Raw genomic sequence first — 16,843 nt, 5'->3', positions numbered from 1 at the left:
TTACAAACACATTCTTGTCACCATAGTGCCACCTATAAATAGAGAGTAATAAAATAAGTTTAAATGAAATATAAAAAATGAAGAATGGATACTAGCAAAAAGAATGAGTGACCCAAAGGATATCTATAAATTAAAGGAGAGATTTTAAAAATGACGGCATCTTTTTATTTACTACAAAATAGGCAGTAGTACATGAAAACTACAGAAGGATGCGATTAGATGTTAGAACAAGATATAGATACAATGCCAATATGTTCAATTTGCCTTGAAAAATGTTTGTGGGTTTTGAAATTTCCAATCACAATTCAGTATTGTGAACAAATGTTTATTCGTGAGGTAGTTGACGACAATATAACAACAATATGTATTGAGTGTTTAGAAAAAGAAGTACAAATGATGAGTTAAAACGGGAGGGACTGCTAGTGGCGCGACCAATGAAATTGAATGATGAGCTGATAAATAGGTTGACCCAATATATTAAAGTAGGGAATTACATTGAAACCGCATGTGCGTTAGTTGGAATTAGTAGAAGTATAGTTTATGTTTGGTTAAAACAAGGGCGTAGAGCAATAGAAACAAGTGAAAAGACAGGTGAAGTAGTACCGAGAAAAGATAAGATTTATGTGAAGTTGGTCTTGGAAATTGATCAGGCATTAGCATTTAGTGAAGCGAGAGACGTTGAGACAATTGGGGAGCATGCAAAATCTAATTGGAAAGCTGCAGCATGGAGATTAGAAAGAAAATTCCCAACTAAATGGGGAAGAAAAGATCAATTGCAAGCAAACGTAAATCATTCAGGAGAAATGAAAGTAGAGCATAATAAAATGGCTATGAAAATTGGGTGTGATGAGGAAATGCTTGATTTAGCTATGAAATTATTTGAGAAAGTTCAAGGAGGAGAATTACAATCATGACACGGATGAATGTGCACAAGTTAATAGATGAAAATACATTTAAGGAATTGGCAAAAGTGAACTACCCCTTTCTATGTTCAGTATACACATAAGGGATTCTATAAACATGCAAAGCACACAAAATTAATAACAAAGATTTGCCAAGATTTAATTGAAGAGAAATTATCGACTAATAGATTAATGGTGTTTATGCCACCTAGGCATTCAAAATCGCAGTCTATAACAGAAACATTGCCAAGTTGGTATTTAGGAAATTACCCAAATAAGAGAGTTATAGAGGTATCTTATGCATCAAGTTTAGCTGAAAAGTTTGGTAGAAGAAATCGTGCTAAGATTGAAGAGTTTGGTAAAGAAATATTTAACATTAGAATTGATGAGCGGCAAGGTTCCGTAACAGATTGGGCACTACATAACCACTCTGGTGGAATGTTGTCTGTAGGAGTTGGTGGTTCGATTACAGGGGAAGGAGCAGATTTATTAATTATTGATGACCCTATTAAAAATCGCCAAGAGGCCGAATCAATTACATACCGAAATAGACTATGGGATGAATGGGAAGATACTTTATCTACACGTTTACAAAAAGGTGCAAAGGTAATTCTAATTTTGACGCGATGGCATGAGGACGATTTAGCTGGTAGATTGTTAGAGAAAGAACAGGAGAAATGGACTGTGTTATCAATTCCTGCTATAGCAGAGTCAAAGGATGATCCATTGAACAGAGTAATAGGAAGAGGCTTATGGGTTGAACACTATGGTCAAAATTATTATGAAGATAAAAAGAAGTTTTCCTCTGCACGCTCATGGTTATCTTTATGGCAACAAAAACCATCAAGTAATATAGGGAATATTTTTAAAAGGCACTGGTTTCAATATTATGATGTATTACCAAATTGGGAACAATTTGATCAAATTATTACTTCCTGGGATATGGCTTTTGATAACACTACAAATAAAAGTTCATTTGTGGTTGGACAGATTTGGGGGAAAATAGATGGAGACAAATATTTAATTGATCAAGTGAGGGCGCAAATGAATTTCTTAGAAACAAAGAAAGCATTTGTTGTTTTTCATCATAAATATGAGTCGATTCTTCGGAATTCTGGGTTTAAAAAGTCCATTCCGAAATTGGTTGAAAAAAAAGCAAATGGCCCTGCCATTATTAGTTCATTAAAGAATGAAATAAGTGGAATCATTCCTATAAATCCACAGGGTTCAAAAGAAACACGTGCTGAGGCGATATCCCCTGAATTTCAATCTGGAAATGTATATATACCTAATCCTAAAATACAATCTTGGGTATATGATTATGTAGATGAATTAGCTTCTTTCCCATCTGGTAAGCATAATGATCAAGTAGATACAACGTCACAAGCCTTAGAATACTTTTTTACTAAGCAAAAAAAAATAATGGGTGGAAAAATAAAAAGAGTTTAGCTGAACATTACATGTTCAGCTTTTTTATATTGGTAAAGTTTTTATGAAAAACATTGAATAAATGATTTGTATATGAAAGGGGGCGTAGGTTTTATGGCTGAGAAGAAAGCAATTAAGAATGTGAAAGTACTTAAATTACAAAATCGTGAGATGAATTTACGGAATGAGGAACTGCAAAGTAAACAAATGACAATTGATCCATTTGCACAAGTGTACGGTGATAAAGAACTAGTAAAGCCTCCATATGATATGCAAGTATTATTAAATTTGAGAGAAAGTAACCCTATTCACTCGGCATGTATTAGTGCAAAAGTAAATGATATTGCTGGTATGGGATTTGATTTTGCACCGCTAGATGAAGTGACAGAGGCAAATCAAGGACAATATAAAGAATTAAAGCGTTTTATGAGATATTGCAATAATGAAATGACAAGTAGCGAAATACTTAGGGCAGTTTGGGAGGATTATGAAACTGTAGGTTGGGGAATTATAGAGGTTGTTCGTAATTTGAAAGGAGAACCAGCGCAGCTTCACCATATTCCAGCACATACGGTACGTGCGCATAAAGATAAGATTCGATTTGCGCAAATTGTAAATAATGAGGAGAGATGGTTTAAACGATTTAGTTATCCTTATGATTTTAGGTTAGTAGATGGAGAAACGATTAGTGATAGCTTAGATGAAAACTCGTTATTAGACACTGAAGAAAAAGCTGGTGAAGTTATTGTAATTCGTAAATTTGGTTCTAGATCATCATACTATGGTATTCCCGATTATGTGAGTTCTATTGGTTCCATTGTAGGATCACAAGCTGTAAGAGATTACAATATTAATTATTTCACTGGTAAAACAATTCCAGATGCTGTTTTGTTTGTTGAGGGTGTTGATGAAATAGATGATTCAGTTGAAAGAGAATTAAAAACATTTTTCTCTGTTGAAACAAAAGGAGAACATCATAAGTTAGCAGTTGTTCCTGTCCCTGAAGGAGCAAAAGCTCGCTTAGAGAAATTAGGGCCTGATGTCAAAGAAGCGAGCTTTCGTTTATATCGTCAAGATAATGCTATGGAAATTTGTGTAGCTCATCGGGTGCCACCATATAGAATTGGTTGGGCTATGACAGGATCACTTGGGCAGACGACAGCAAAAGAAATGAATGAAATGTATAAAAGATCAATTATTGAACCGGGTCAACAAATTTTAGAACATCGATTAAATACACAATTATTTAAAGAGTTTTCAGGAACATTAGGGGAATTGGACTGGCAGTTTCAATTAAATGAAATTGATACAGATGATCGAGCGAGTGATATGCAATATGCAATAGACGGATACGAAAAGAGTATATTAACAAGAAATGAATGCCGAAAGGTCATTGGATACGAACCAGTTCTAGAAGGAGATAAATTTTTAAATGAAGATTCAAATTCGATTTAGTAGTCTTGCTAGAAAGTAGGAATATATTATGCCAAATGAATTGAAAAACGTAGAAATTAGTTATGTTTCATTAGTAACAAAGGGGGCTAATGGTAGGCCTTTTGCAATTATGAAGGGTATGAACATGAATGGCTCTAATGTTTTGAAAAATGTTCCTATTTTAAAGAGGGAAGATGAAAAACAACTTGTAACAGGGGTTGTTTATGAGCCCAATATAGAAGATGCACATGGTGATATCATGACGGCTGAGGAAATTGAAAGAGCGGCTTATAATTTTTTAGAGAAATATAGATACATAGATAAAAACCATGACGAGTTGGCAGGAAAAGGAACAGTAGTAGAAAGCTGGATTTCTAAAAATAATACGGTTGTTGGAAAACAAAATATTAAAAAAGGAACATGGCTTATGACTGTTCGAGTAGACGATAGTGAAACATGGAAAGAAATCAAAAAAGGGAAAATCACAGGCTTTTCGATGGGAGGGGTTGGAGAAAGAATGGAGATGCCAAAAATGGATGAGTTTACACAAGATGAGAAAGGTGTAATTCGTAAGATGTTTAGTTTTTTTAAGTCACATTATGACGAGGAACAAACTCAGGAGATGGATAATCAGTCATTAAATAATAAACAAAACTCTAAGATGCAAAAAGTATTTAATTTGTTTGAAGATGTATTTTATGTTGGGATTTGGGAGGGAAATGTAGATATTAAGCGGATGGTTTCCACCTTAGATGAAATGAAGGACATTTTAAATACAATGAAGGGTGGTGATACAGATTTCTCGCCAGAAGATATTACCATTAATTCCATAAATGAAGTAGGCAAAATCTTATATAAGAAAAATGATAAAAAATTTGATGAAATGATTTCTTTGATGAACCAAATTAAAGAAAATAAGTTGCAAAAAAACGCAGATCAAAATGTAGATGAAATTGCAGACATTGTAAAGAGAGAAATGGGTCCTTTTCTCGAGAGGTTACAGGAGTTGGAAGAACAGTTAAATAAAGAACTTGAATCAACTCATGATACTAATGAATTAGAAAATGACAGAGAATCTAAAAAGACAAGTGAATTTATTCAGAAGGTAATAGACCCCATTTCAAAGAGACTTGAAGTAATTGAGCGATCAGCACAAGTTCGTAAAAGTCTTGGGGCTGATGCCAAACCAACAAACGAGATGAGAAAACCAGTAAATAAATGGGTAGGATTAGATCTATAAAGATAAGGAGAAATGAATCTATGAATAATAAAGAATTATTAGCGCGTATTGAACGAATTGAAAAGAGTACAATGACAACAGGAGGAATGAAAGCGGGGCTATTATATCCGGAACAAAGTAAAGAATTTTTCCGAATGGTATTTGATGCAACTCCATTTTCTCAATTGCATCGCAAAGAGATTCGTAAAGCGAAAAAAGGTGAATTAGATAAAATTGCAATCGGTGGTCGAATTTTGCGTAGGAAAGTGGAAAATAGTGATGATGGCTATCGAGCAGGTGTAGAAACGTCGAAAGTTGAATATGATACAGTTTCTATTCGTTTACCATGGGAGATAACGGAGGAGCTACTTCGAGAAAATATCGAAGGTGAAGGATATGAAGATACTGTTATGACATTAATGTCAACTCAGTTAGGTATTGACCTTGAAGACCTGCATTGGAATGGGGATGTAACTTCAGAGGATCCATTTCTACAAATTAATGATGGCTGGTTAAAACAAATTAAACAATCAAGTAAATCTCATATTGTCGATCATTTTAAATTAGTGACGGGAACGGGAGATGCTGAAGCTAGCGCTGGGTTTAGTAAAGACTCGATCTTTAATTTATCTAAGGCGATGCCTAATAAATATAAAAATGAAGGTTTAAAGTGGATTATGTCACCTGCTCGTAGAGAGAAGTGGATTGAATATTTAACAACTCGTTCAACTGGCTTAGGCGATGCTGCGTTATTAGGTACAGGGGATCAAGTTAATAAGCCGTTGGGGTATGAGATTGTCACAGTCCCTTCTATTCAAGATGATGTAATTATTTTTGCAGATCCTAAAAACTTTATTGCGGTAAATACGTATGACACGCGAGTTCGTAAGACTGTAGAAGGAAAATCTGCTGTTATGGAAGATAAGCGATTCTATGTTATTCATTTGGATGATGATGCAGTTATTCAAGAAATGGACGCAGTAGCAATTCTTACTAATATTCCTGATAAATTTGGAAATTAAGTAAGGTAATTTGCATATGAAGATTATAGAATTGAAATTAGGCGGTACATATACTGCATATGGCTATACTTTTTTTAACGGAGTGAAGGAAAAGGTTGCAAATGAGAAAGCAAACTATTTACTGAGTACAGGACATTTTAAGTTAATAGATAGTATAGAGGTTAAAAAGAAAGAGAAGTAAAAGAGGTGGAAGGATGGAAATTACTGTACAGGACATAAAGAACAGGGTGAATGTTCAACGAATGCCCGATACGGTAATCCAGGAGCTCATTAGTCAATATGAATTGATTACTAAAAACTACTTGAGAAGTAAGCCAAGTAACCCAATGAAAGAGAAAGTTAGAACAAGTAAATTGGCTTGGCTTTCTTTTCGAGCAGAAAATTTGATCAAGGTAATCCATATTGGTTCTGGAGAAGAAGTTACCAATTCAGCTTTTTTTGATGGCTGCACTGTATATGGTTTAAGTGAGAATCAATTATATGAATTTGAGTATACAATACAAGATTATGATGGGCTTTTGACTTTAATGAAAAAATGCATCATCGATATGACGTGTTATGCGGTAATTCGAACAAATCTACAATATGAAAATATGAAAAAATCAGCAAATATCGGAGATTATTCATATGAAATAAATATTGAATCGCTAGATGAGGAAACAGTAAATAAAAAGGTTTTAAAAGTATTAAAAAAATACCGTAGTAGAAACCCTTTAATAGCATTATGAATGAAAGAATAGGCTGTGAACATTAGATATGGAAGAATTATATATACATGAAGTAACTGTGAAAAGGAATCAAAAGGTAAAACAGCCGGCAGGAAATTTTAAAGAAGAGCCTGTCATTATTTATGAAAGAATGAAGTGTCGTGTAACAACACACACAGCGGTAGATAATGAAAGGTTAAAAAGAAATAAACAAAATTTTGAGCCGAATTTTAAAATTTATACTTCTGCAGAACATAACATCCATACAAATGATGTAATCTATTTTCATGATTATGTATTTGAGGTAAGAGGAGAACCAAGAAATCCATCATTTTTAAATCACCATATTGAATTGTATTGTGAGTTGTTGGAATGAAATGACGAATACATCGGAATTCATGGTTACACGTAATGTAGAACAGGTTAAAGAGCAACTTAATAAAATAATGGTAGAAAGAATTATAAGTGCTTGCAATCAACTTCAACGAGAAATGAAACAAACAGTATCAGGTAGTCACAATGGTGTGAAGTATAAAATTCCACGATCAAGTCGCACATATATTGCTTCAAAACCAGGAGAGACATTTGCTTCTAGAACGGGAGAATTACAAGATTCTATTAAATATGGCTTACATATTACAGATAACGAAGTAGTAGGAACGATTGGAAGTCAATTAAAAAGAGCGGTGTATGTCGAAAATGGTACAAGTACTGTAGAAGCCCGACCTTTTTTCTTAAAAACGTTTGAAAAAGAGCGTGGGGAATTAAAAAGGACATTGGGAGGAGAACAATGACGACAAAAGCGATTGCAACAATTAGAAATATTATTGAGAAAGATACAATTGTGCAAAGTAATCTATCGAGATATGAAGGAGAGCCCGCTCTAACATTTCAAACTGCACAAAATGATATGAAAATGCCTTATGTGGTAATGAGAATTGAATCTAATAATCCGGATGATATAGAGGTAATTGATCGTATGATCCTCACTTTTGATATATATTGTGGCCATGGTGATTATGAAAAAGCGGATGTAATTTCAAGGCGAATAGAACATTTGTTAGACAGAGAAGCGGGATTGTTAAGAGATTCTGGTATTATTACGATTCATCGAGCAGGCAGTATTACAGTTCCAGATGAAGATCCATCAATTATTCATATTAGTATTAAGTTTCTTGTACGGGTAGGAAGAATGGAATTATATTAAGGAGGGAAAAAAATGAGTTGGAAGCTTATTAATGGTGTACGTGAGGGTACAACTGATAATTTTGTTATTGGACCGGGTGTAATGTATAAAGGTTTTAAAAGTGTAAAAGACCTAGGTGAGATGTTAGGAGCTACTACAGGTGGCTGTAAAGTGGGGTTTACTAGAGAATACTATGATGCTGATATTGATGGTGTTTTAGGAAAACTAGTTCGCGGAAAATGGCTATTAAAAGATGAACCACATATGGAGGTTACACTTGTAGAGTTTACGAAAGAAAATTTAGAGTTAGCTCTACCAGGCGTAGATGTAGATAGTACGACTGATAACGATTATAACATTGTAAAACCAACCAATGAAATTAAAGACGCAAGTTATAGTGATATTGCAATAGTAGGTGTAGTTTCAGGAAGTGATATTCCGGTTATTTTTGTTATCCGAAATGCAATGGTAGTTTCTTCTGTAGAGATTGATTTAAAAGATGGTAAAGGAACTGTAGGACTTAAATGCAAATTTATTGGTCATTATAGTGAAAGTTCGCCTAATACACCCCCTTATGAAATTTATTTACCAAAGAAAAAAGCACCTAAATTACCTACAACAAGTAAATAAGTTGTAGGTTTTATTTTTAGGTTATAAAAGGAGATATTGAATATGACAACAATGCTAGAAAAAATGATGCATAATAGTACAGAAATTACAATTTCAGGTCAGAAGATGAAGATGAGACGTTTAAATGTAAAAGATGTTTGGCGTTTTACTAAGATTATTTCTAAAGTTGGTCGTCATGCAATGACTGATTTTATGGAGTTTGGGAAAGAAAAGAATGAAATCGATGAAAAAATCCAATTGGCCCAAATGAATGAAGAGCAACAAGAACAGTTAAATGAAATTGAAAAACAAAAAAAAGAAAAGGGTTTAGAGTTTGTCTTTCAATTATTGTCTATGATTCCGGAATGTGAAGATGAGTTTTCGGAATTTTTCTCTAGTCTATTACAGATTAAGCGTGAAGAATTCGATCAGTTACCACCAGAAGCCATGGTGGCAGTTATTGAAGGATTATTAGAAAGTGAAGATTTAATGTCTTTTTTCAATCAGGTCAAGGGTCTAATCAAATCTCAAAGTCTCAAATGGAACAAAAAAGAAATGTAGAAAAGGATTCTAATAAATACATAGAAGAAACAGAGCAAAATATGCTAAGGGCTTTTGATAAAGTCCAAAAACGGTATGGATGGACAGATGATTATGTCTTATCCATACCGTATTCTCGTTTAATGGACTTATTTTCTTTTATTAGTCAGGAAGAGCAGCAAGAAGAATTAAATGAATGGAAAAAGATGGCCTTTATCGGATTTCAAACAAGGCAATTAGAAGAAGGAACAACTTTTCATGACTATTTGCAAGCTTTTGGACTTACGGAATCTACGTCGGATGGGGAAGAAAATGAGACTATGGAAGTTTGGTCCAAAGAGGAATGTATCGACCATGCAAATAAGCTGATTGCAGAGTTTCAGTTTGAAGACGATCAGGAATAAAAAACTTCCTAGTTAGAAAGGGGGGAGTGAATGTTTACAGAAGTATTCCAGTTGTTCGGTACAATTGGAATTAAAGCAGATGAAGCTTATAAGGATTTAGCAAAGTTCGAGGAAAGTTTACAAAAGGCTTCTAAGAACATACAAGAAAAATTTCAAAAACCAGCAGAAGTACTTAATCAAATAAATGGACAAATTCAAAAATTTGGTAACGGAGCGACCAATGTTTTTGGGAAGATTGGTAACAAAGCGGATCAGGCATATAAAGGTGTAGAAAAGTTTGAAGAGAGAGTGCAAAAAGCCTCTAATACAATGCAAGAAAAAATCCAAAAATCAGCAGATTCTCTTGGGAATATTAGCAAGCAAATGCAAACGTTTGGTGACACTATTTCAAATAAAGTCACAAAACCGATAGAACAAGTCAATAGCAAAGCTTTACAATTTGCTACTGATTTGGAAGGTTCTCAAAAAAAACTACAGGATATGCTTGGGTTAACTGAAAAAGATGCAAAGAGTTTGGCTGGAACTATTCAACCTATCGCTCAACAAGTCGTGAAAATTTCTAATATAGTAATACCATCGTTGAAACAAACGGTTGAGTTAATCAAATCTGTTTCTAGTCTTATATCTAAGGCGAGTGAAATCATTGGTGGCCTTGTAAATATAGTTAAAACATTAATGCAAATACCGGGTGCAATTACGGCGATTATTAAAGATGCCTTAAAACTTATTAAAGTTTTTAGTGAGTTTGCACAGATATTGACTGGTCTTGGAAAATCAATGTTTTCATTAGTATTAAGCCCATGGGGTTTTGCGATAATTGCAATGGTTGCTTTAGTATATGTGCTGTATAAAAATTGGGATTCAATTGTGAAATATACAAAGCAGGCAGTGCAATGGATCGGTGATATTTGTTCTAAAGCCTGGGATGCTATCGTTAAAGTTGCGAAGTCAGTATGGGATAGCTTGTCAAAGTTTTTCTCAAGTTTTTGGGAAGGAACAAAAAAGGTATTCCAATCTGCGGTATCGTTTATAGATAAAATACTTAGCGGGGCATGGAAAATAATTACTACTGTAATTACAATGTATATCAACATATGGAAAAAGACATTTGAAATTGGTTGGAATTTAATTAAAACGATATTTAATACAGTGCTAAATGTAATAAAAAGTGTTGTTAAGTTTGCTTTAGAATTTATTAAAAGCTATATTTCTACTGCTATTAAAATATGGCAAAGTATTTTTAAAACTGGCTGGGATATTATAAAAACAGTTTTTACGACGGTGCTAAACTTTTTGAAATCATTTATAAGTGGTGCATTTCAAGCAATTCGCAGCATAATTACGACTGTGATGAATGGGATAAAAACCGTCATTTCTACAGTGTGGAATGGAATAAAGGTAATTTTTACGACTGTATTAAACTTCTTAAAATCAGTTGTAAGTAGTGTGTTTCAAAAAATTCATAGCATAATTACGACTGTAATGAATGGAATAAAAACGGTTGTTTCTACGATTTGGAATGTAATTAAAACAATTTTTATAACTGTATTAGAGTCCATAAAGAATTTTGTGGTTACAGCATTTCATTTTATAAAAAACACAATTACGACTGTAATGGATATCGTAAAGTCTATTATTGTAACCGCATGGAATTTTATTAAAGAAACAATAATAGTTGCTGTTCGGACATTTGTTAACTTTGTGGTGGATAACTTTAATAAGATAAAAAACACAATATTTAGTGTTGTTGGTGCTATTAAAGATTTCATAGTAAGTAACTTTGCCACAATTAAAAAAGCTATCGTCGGAGCGTTTGACGGTATTGTTGATACAGTAAAGGATGTATTCGGTAAAGTAGGTTCTATAATTAAAGGGATAGCAAACGACGCTGTAAGCTGGGGGAAAGATATTATTGCTGGTATTGGTAAAGGTATGGCATCTATGGCTGGCTGGGTTGTTGATAAAGCTAAAGGCGTTGTAGACGGAATACCAAAAGCAGTTAAAAGTTTCTTTGGTATAAAATCTCCTTCGCGTCTAATGATGGAATACGGCGGATATATTACAGAAGGTCTTGGTGTAGGGATGGAAAAAATGATTCCGGCTGTAGACAAGGCTTCTGGATTGTTAAATAAAGCGGTTGTTCCACCGAAACCGATGCAACTAGTAACGGATGTATCTACCCGAATTGGACAAATGGGGGCACATTCTGCTGATATGATTGGAAAAGCTGCACATCCATTTGCTGGGCATTCTTCTGTTGAAAAGAAAACAGATAAAGGTGTTACAATTCAAAATGCTACATTCAAAGTTGCTGTTGAAAAATTGCAAACCGCAGAGGATTTTGTGAAAATGAGAAAATTACTACAAAACGTAGTTGCTGACGATCTAATGGGAATGGCGGTGCGTAATGTATGAGTATATTAAAAACATTGCATAGAAGAGCTGGTTCATATCATCTCTTTTGGGATGCTACAGAATTAAAAAGTACAATTAAATATACTATTAATTTTTCATGGCCTGGTACATATAATTTTTCTTTTATGTCCCAAGTTCCTATTGGCTCTGATGGTATGTTACCAGATAAATACTTTATTGTTCGAGTAAATGGTATTGAAAAATTTAGAGCAAGAGGTGCTTATGCCTGGGAAGCAAGAGAAATTTTTGTTGGGGCAGGGCCACAAACAATTGAATTTACAACAATCGGTTACGGTTCTTCTGACGTAGCCTATTTGCGTGATGTTTATTATCATGCATATGGACCTATATCTACAATTGCAATGATTGAACAAACGAAAATGCCTAAATCCTTAAACGGATTAAAAAATTACAATGTTATGCATGGATATCCTCGTTACCAAAGTACTGGTAATAAAGGATGTGAAGTAGAATTTACTGCTTTATTCAATGATATCAGCCATTGGCGTGAGTTCATGGGGGAAATATATCGCCCTCATATTATTACAGGTGATTACGGTACCTATGGTGGTATAATACCGCCTAATGAAGTTGATGCAATACGTAAAGGAACACTAGTAATAGCAAAGTGTAAATTAATATCTATGTCACAAGCAGGTATTGGAGTTGATGGAATGTGAGAGAAGGATCTATTTCTTTAATCAGAATGTTGGGGAGCTATTTCCAAGTGGGGAATAATGCTCCTAATTTAATTGTTTATATGAAAAAAAGAGAATCTTCTTCTTATGTACAAATACAACATCGTGTAATGAGCCTGGAAGTGCAAGAGAACGCAGATCAGTTCGCAAGTACATTTTCTATTACCTTTGCTAATGAATATGGACAAATGGCACCTGATAACTGGTATGGTAAGTTTTCTTCCATTCAAGAATGGTTTTACAACAGTGAAGTAACAAACACAAACCAACTATATCCGCAGACTGAATTTAAGGTTTCTATCGGTTATGGTGAAGAAGCTTTACCGTATATACATGGTTTTGTATCTGACGTAAAGGTGAATGCCGAAAGCGGCACAATATCAGTTACCTGCACAACATCTTATAAAAAGGTTCTACAAAAATCAGTAATTCCAACGCCGGGATCAGATGAAATTGTTGCACCGACTGGAAATGTGTATGATGTAGTGAAATTCTTCCTTGAAAAAGCAGGAGTTACATTACACGGAAGTAGGGTAAACATTCCTGGGACCAATGAAAGTTGGATTGTTGAAGGGGCAACTGGAAAGAGGTTTCAAAAGTGGGATGAAATTGTACGGGATATTATAGATACAACATTCCACTACATTAAACATGAACCAGATGGAAGTTGTACATTTATGAAAATGCCAGACTATGCAGTTAATGAACCTGCAAAGTTTAGTTTTAGAGAAGGCGAAAACCTTGTCTCTTTAGATATGCAGCTAACTGACCAGGATATAAGTAACAGCATTGTTGTTAAATGTGGAGATTATGCAAACGGATTTCTTAATTCGTTTCTATTAAAAAATGTATCGCAGGGTGATTTACGAGAGGAAATGATAGAAGTTCCTTGGGCGACAACGTTCTTTGCAAGGCGAGCGGTTGCTGCAGCTTATCATTTAAAAGCAATCCAGAAGTTCAGAACATTAACAGTAGCAGTCATTGGAGATCCAAGGATTCAATTATTCGATGTGGTTTCTGTTTACAATAGAGATTCTGGTCAACAATGGAATTACTTTGTTAAAGGAATTAATACCATGATATCTGCAGATGATGGATTCTATCAAACTTTAGATTTATCTGTTAACTATGGATATGAACCTGCTCCGTATACAGATATAACTGGTATTACAGTAAATGTAGATACATTACGTTTAAAACTTTGGGATTGGGATGTAGAGGATGGCGATTTGTTAAATATTTACTGCGATGATAAATTAATCGAAGAAAATTATTTTATCCGGAACAATCCGACATATGTTGATATTCCACTTGAATATGGTGTGAATACTATCGTATTTGAAGCAGTACGAAACCCAAAAGGGATTCTTACAGGACGTTTGCAAGTATTGGATACGCAAAATAATATCTTGTTTGATTATGGTTCGTTACCAGATTTATCATTTCCTAGGGTAAATCAAAACAAAGATCACTATTATATCCAACGACCAGCAAAAACTTGGTCTGTTACGAGGGTAAATTAGGGGTGATTCAATGATAATGCAAAAGAACTTATATGATCCTATTATGTATTTAATGAAAGGGTTAATTGATAGGGAATTTTACAGCGGTGGAAAACCGATTCCTGGTAATGATCCAAATGACGTATTTAAAGAAGGCATGACCGAAGGATATACACTTATTCGTGATGGTGCTCGTTTATCTGAAGTCGATGGAGATAAATATTTACACTATAATTTAGCTTTTAATGCACACAGCATGCTAGAAAAGGTTCTTGTCTCTCATAAAGTAACAGGAAAAGAAATGGAGATACAATTAATATACAATGCACAAAAGCAATTAGAGCGTGTGCAGCCGAGATTTCTTAATAAAGGTAACGGTATACTATCTGATTTAGCAATTCCCGATGTGTCGTAATGATGCACGGGAATTTTTTAATACAAGAAAAAGGGTGATTACTCTTGTTTGAAACAACCTATTTAGCTGGTGGTCGATTAGATCCACCTTTTCATCCAACAAAAACAGAACCATTTATACCTGGTTTTATTATGGATTCTTTTTCGTTCCAAACAAATGAAACTACATATACTTTACCTGCAGATATGGAGCTGTATGCAATAAGTGTAAGTGCATCTATATATGAATTAGATGATAAATGGAGCTTAATCGTGAATGGTAAAACGATTTGTAAAAACATATATACCAAGGATATTCCCGAAGGTATGCACTTCATGGTTTATAAACCTTTAGCAGCAGGAAGTACTGTTCAATTTTCATTTAAAAATCAAGGTATTCTTGATAAAACAGTATGGTTTGAATTGCATTTTTTATCATAAAGGAGGGGTATCATGAGTTTTGCTGTTACGTATATGGCGGGCGGTAGATTTGACGCACCTTATTTTCCTACAAAAACGGAACCGTATATAGAAGGTAGAAGAATTGGAATAGATGATTCAATAAAAAAAGATGAATTCTCACTACCATTCGATACAGAGTTAATTGCATTTTCTATAGCTGCATCAAGTTATAGCGATCGTGATTATTGGAATCTATTTATCGATGGGAAACAAATATTTAAAAATGTTTATGTAAAAGATGTACCAGAAGGATTCAATTTTTCTATTATTAGGCCTATTCCGGCTAACGCCGTATTAAAGTTCGAATACCACAATATAACCGGCACATCCAAAGTAGTAAAGCTGAATTATCAACTATTAAGAGATTAGGAGCGTGAAACCTATGGCATATATTGAAAAAATAGTATCAGAAGCAGAATTTCATATGGAGTTAGTAAACACCATGGTTGCAAATGGATGGAAGAAAGTAAGTAGCTTTTATAAAACAATTTATAAAGCTACTAAATCAGAGGAACCTGAACATAAATATTGGGCTGCGAAGCATGTGGTTTTAAAAAATAACGATGGTGGTTTATACGGAATTGTCCAAGCTTGGAAATGGACTACAAAGTCTAAATTAAACATTGATTTTTCTAAGCCAGAGGGAAAAACGGAATTTAAGACATATTTAGAAAACAACCCACAATATAAAGATCGTTCATGCATGTATTTGTATATGATTGAAAAACTTCCAAGCTATCAAGAGGATAGTGTAATTATTATGGGGGCAGAAGACAATAAAGAATTCCAATCTATTATGGATGTTGAATTATCCGAAGTGAAAGCCACAGAAAAAACGGGATACGACGGTAACCACCAACCTTACACATATACCGTTTATGAATATACGGATACACCAGATTTAATGATGTCACCTTGGGTTAAATCGACTTTAAGAAACCCTAAATTGCTAAATATAGACGCTGATACGAATTGGTGGCCAGATTCTTTAGTACGTATTACAGGACAAGTTGATAAAGATAGGATTGTCTTATTAATACAAGCAGATAAAACTCCAGCATTTGAAAATAATACTGTCCCTGTAACTCCAGTATACATGGGACGCTTAGAAAGCTATGCAAATGACGATACCATAGCGGATGCTCTTTGGGCTGGAACTGCTTACGATGAAGGTGGAGAAAGCTCTTCTCACAGCTTTAATTTTGAAAGTAAAACGCCATTTAGGAATGTATTTAGCTATATGCCACGCACAAAGCAATACCCTAAATCGCCAGGTAACGGCATTGATAACGTAATTATTAAACGTTCCCGCTTTGGTGCAAGGTACCAAGCGCATTATATTGCATGGAATGTACCGAGTAATATTATGCCACCCGATCGAAAAGGTGCTAATGGTGGCCAATATCCTACAGCATGGCAAAGCCACGATAATGACGAATATAAGTATCAATTCAATTCATCTTTATATAGCGGCAGGGTTCATACTTCTAGGGCTTATATTATACATCCAGATGAAGGAGTGCGTGGTTATATGCCGTATGTTGTACTTCTTTCTCCGCTAGGGTTGTTAAATGGAGATAAATTAAAAGTTAGACAAAATACATGCCCAGATACGCATGATATCTACAGGTTCTTTACCGTAGATGCAATTTCGCCAATTACCAAGATGCCAGCTACTGCATATCGTCCAGCAGGGTTAGGTATTTTCGAAAAAACAATATAGGGGATGAATATAAATGTGGTTCGATAAAATTGTAAATTTACAAACCTTGCCTAATGAATTAGAAAAGTTATTTGTAGATCACGGATGGAAACGTGATCTATTTTTCCGTATCCGGAGAGAAACCAGCAAATTCATTGATGTCCGATTATTTGAATCCACTGGAAGTGATTTGGAACGTAGAAGATTTGGTTTTGCAGTT

21 protein-coding genes and 1 pseudogene are annotated in these 16,843 nt (G+C 34.4%); all 22 read left to right on the top strand.

What is annotated here, in order from left to right; all coding sequences use genetic code 11:
- Positions 1 to 219 precede the first annotated feature (219 nt).
- Positions 220 to 405, top strand: a complete 186-nt coding sequence (locus tag SJY24_RS30265; protein WP_000892958.1) for a hypothetical protein — start codon at positions 220 to 222, stop codon at positions 403 to 405.
- Between the two features lie 17 nt (positions 406 to 422).
- Positions 423 to 914: a hypothetical protein gene (locus SJY24_RS30260; protein ID WP_377867351.1), complete on the top strand. Its 492-nt coding sequence runs from the start codon at positions 423 to 425 to the stop codon at positions 912 to 914.
- 189 nt (positions 915 to 1,103) lie between these two features.
- Positions 1,104 to 2,351 (top strand): phage terminase large subunit, encoded by a 1,248-nt coding sequence (terL, locus tag SJY24_RS30255; protein WP_377867350.1) that lies wholly within the window; start codon positions 1,104 to 1,106, stop codon positions 2,349 to 2,351.
- A gap of 93 nt (positions 2,352 to 2,444) precedes the next feature.
- Positions 2,445 to 3,785: a phage portal protein gene (locus SJY24_RS30250; protein ID WP_377867349.1), complete on the top strand. Its 1,341-nt coding sequence runs from the start codon at positions 2,445 to 2,447 to the stop codon at positions 3,783 to 3,785.
- A 28-nt stretch (positions 3,786 to 3,813) separates the two neighbouring features.
- Positions 3,814 to 5,004 (top strand): XkdF-like putative serine protease domain-containing protein, encoded by a 1,191-nt coding sequence (locus SJY24_RS30245; RefSeq protein WP_377867348.1) that lies wholly within the window; start codon positions 3,814 to 3,816, stop codon positions 5,002 to 5,004.
- A gap of 20 nt (positions 5,005 to 5,024) precedes the next feature.
- Positions 5,025 to 6,005 carry a phage major capsid family protein gene (locus tag SJY24_RS30240; protein ID WP_098230543.1) on the top strand — a complete coding sequence of 327 codons (981 nt, stop codon included), beginning with the start codon at positions 5,025 to 5,027 and terminating at the stop codon, positions 6,003 to 6,005.
- Positions 6,006 to 6,021: 16 nt separating this feature from the next.
- Positions 6,022 to 6,186, top strand: a complete 165-nt coding sequence (locus SJY24_RS30235; protein WP_000691127.1) for a YqbF domain-containing protein — start codon at positions 6,022 to 6,024, stop codon at positions 6,184 to 6,186.
- Between the two features lie 13 nt (positions 6,187 to 6,199).
- The gene (locus SJY24_RS30230) at positions 6,200 to 6,733 is read left to right on the top strand and encodes a hypothetical protein (RefSeq protein ID WP_377867347.1); all 534 of its coding nucleotides are present in this window, start codon (positions 6,200 to 6,202) and stop codon (positions 6,731 to 6,733) included.
- Between the two features lie 28 nt (positions 6,734 to 6,761).
- On the top strand, positions 6,762 to 7,088 hold the full coding sequence (locus SJY24_RS30225) for a hypothetical protein (RefSeq protein WP_000392019.1): 327 nt from the start codon (positions 6,762 to 6,764) through the stop codon (positions 7,086 to 7,088).
- 1 nt (position 7,089) lies between these two features.
- Positions 7,090 to 7,506, top strand: a complete 417-nt coding sequence (locus SJY24_RS30220; protein WP_002175907.1) for an HK97-gp10 family putative phage morphogenesis protein — start codon at positions 7,090 to 7,092, stop codon at positions 7,504 to 7,506.
- A complete protein-coding gene (locus SJY24_RS30215; RefSeq protein WP_377867346.1) occupies positions 7,503 to 7,919 on the top strand; it encodes a hypothetical protein in 417 nt (138 codons plus the stop codon). Before SJY24_RS30220 ends, SJY24_RS30215 begins: the two co-directional genes overlap by 4 nt.
- Before the next feature lie 12 nt (positions 7,920 to 7,931).
- Complete coding sequence (locus SJY24_RS30210; RefSeq protein WP_000118565.1) at positions 7,932 to 8,528, top strand: hypothetical protein; 597 nt, start codon at positions 7,932 to 7,934, stop codon at positions 8,526 to 8,528.
- A 42-nt stretch (positions 8,529 to 8,570) separates the two neighbouring features.
- Positions 8,571 to 9,068 (top strand): hypothetical protein, encoded by a 498-nt coding sequence (locus tag SJY24_RS30205; protein WP_377867345.1) that lies wholly within the window; start codon positions 8,571 to 8,573, stop codon positions 9,066 to 9,068.
- Complete coding sequence (locus tag SJY24_RS30200; RefSeq protein WP_377867344.1) at positions 9,047 to 9,451, top strand: hypothetical protein; 405 nt, start codon at positions 9,047 to 9,049, stop codon at positions 9,449 to 9,451. The genes SJY24_RS30205 and SJY24_RS30200 overlap by 22 nt, the downstream gene beginning before the upstream one ends.
- A 30-nt stretch (positions 9,452 to 9,481) precedes the next feature.
- On the top strand, positions 9,482 to 11,866 hold the full coding sequence (locus SJY24_RS30195; protein ID WP_377867343.1) for a phage tail protein: 2,385 nt from the start codon (positions 9,482 to 9,484) through the stop codon (positions 11,864 to 11,866).
- Positions 11,863 to 12,546, top strand: coding sequence for a hypothetical protein (locus tag SJY24_RS30190; RefSeq protein ID WP_377867342.1), 684 nt, complete (start codon positions 11,863 to 11,865; stop codon positions 12,544 to 12,546). Before SJY24_RS30195 ends, SJY24_RS30190 begins: the two co-directional genes overlap by 4 nt.
- Complete coding sequence (locus SJY24_RS30185) at positions 12,543 to 14,087, top strand: hypothetical protein (RefSeq protein WP_377867341.1); 1,545 nt, start codon at positions 12,543 to 12,545, stop codon at positions 14,085 to 14,087. Before SJY24_RS30190 ends, SJY24_RS30185 begins: the two co-directional genes overlap by 4 nt.
- Before the next feature lie 10 nt (positions 14,088 to 14,097).
- Entirely contained in the window at positions 14,098 to 14,481 is a 384-nt protein-coding gene (locus SJY24_RS30180; RefSeq protein WP_377867340.1) for a hypothetical protein, read from the top strand.
- Positions 14,482 to 14,525: 44 nt separating this feature from the next.
- The gene (locus SJY24_RS30175; RefSeq protein WP_088346020.1) at positions 14,526 to 14,900 is read left to right on the top strand and encodes a Low copy number virion structural protein; all 375 of its coding nucleotides are present in this window, start codon (positions 14,526 to 14,528) and stop codon (positions 14,898 to 14,900) included.
- Between the two features lie 12 nt (positions 14,901 to 14,912).
- The gene (locus SJY24_RS30170) at positions 14,913 to 15,290 is read left to right on the top strand and encodes a hypothetical protein (protein ID WP_061530336.1); all 378 of its coding nucleotides are present in this window, start codon (positions 14,913 to 14,915) and stop codon (positions 15,288 to 15,290) included.
- Between the two features lie 13 nt (positions 15,291 to 15,303).
- Positions 15,304 to 16,644: a hypothetical protein gene (locus tag SJY24_RS30165; protein WP_377867339.1), complete on the top strand. Its 1,341-nt coding sequence runs from the start codon at positions 15,304 to 15,306 to the stop codon at positions 16,642 to 16,644.
- Positions 16,645 to 16,657: 13 nt separating this feature from the next.
- A pseudogene (locus tag SJY24_RS30160) lies at positions 16,658 to 16,843 on the top strand (hypothetical protein); the annotation flags it as partial.

Source organism: Bacillus sp. R86525 (assembly GCF_042466195.1).
Taxonomy (GTDB): domain Bacteria; phylum Bacillota; class Bacilli; order Bacillales; family Bacillaceae_G; genus Bacillus_A; species Bacillus_A nitratireducens.
The sequence above is the reverse complement of the archived record's forward strand: the minus strand, read 5'-3'. Positions and strand labels throughout refer to the sequence as shown.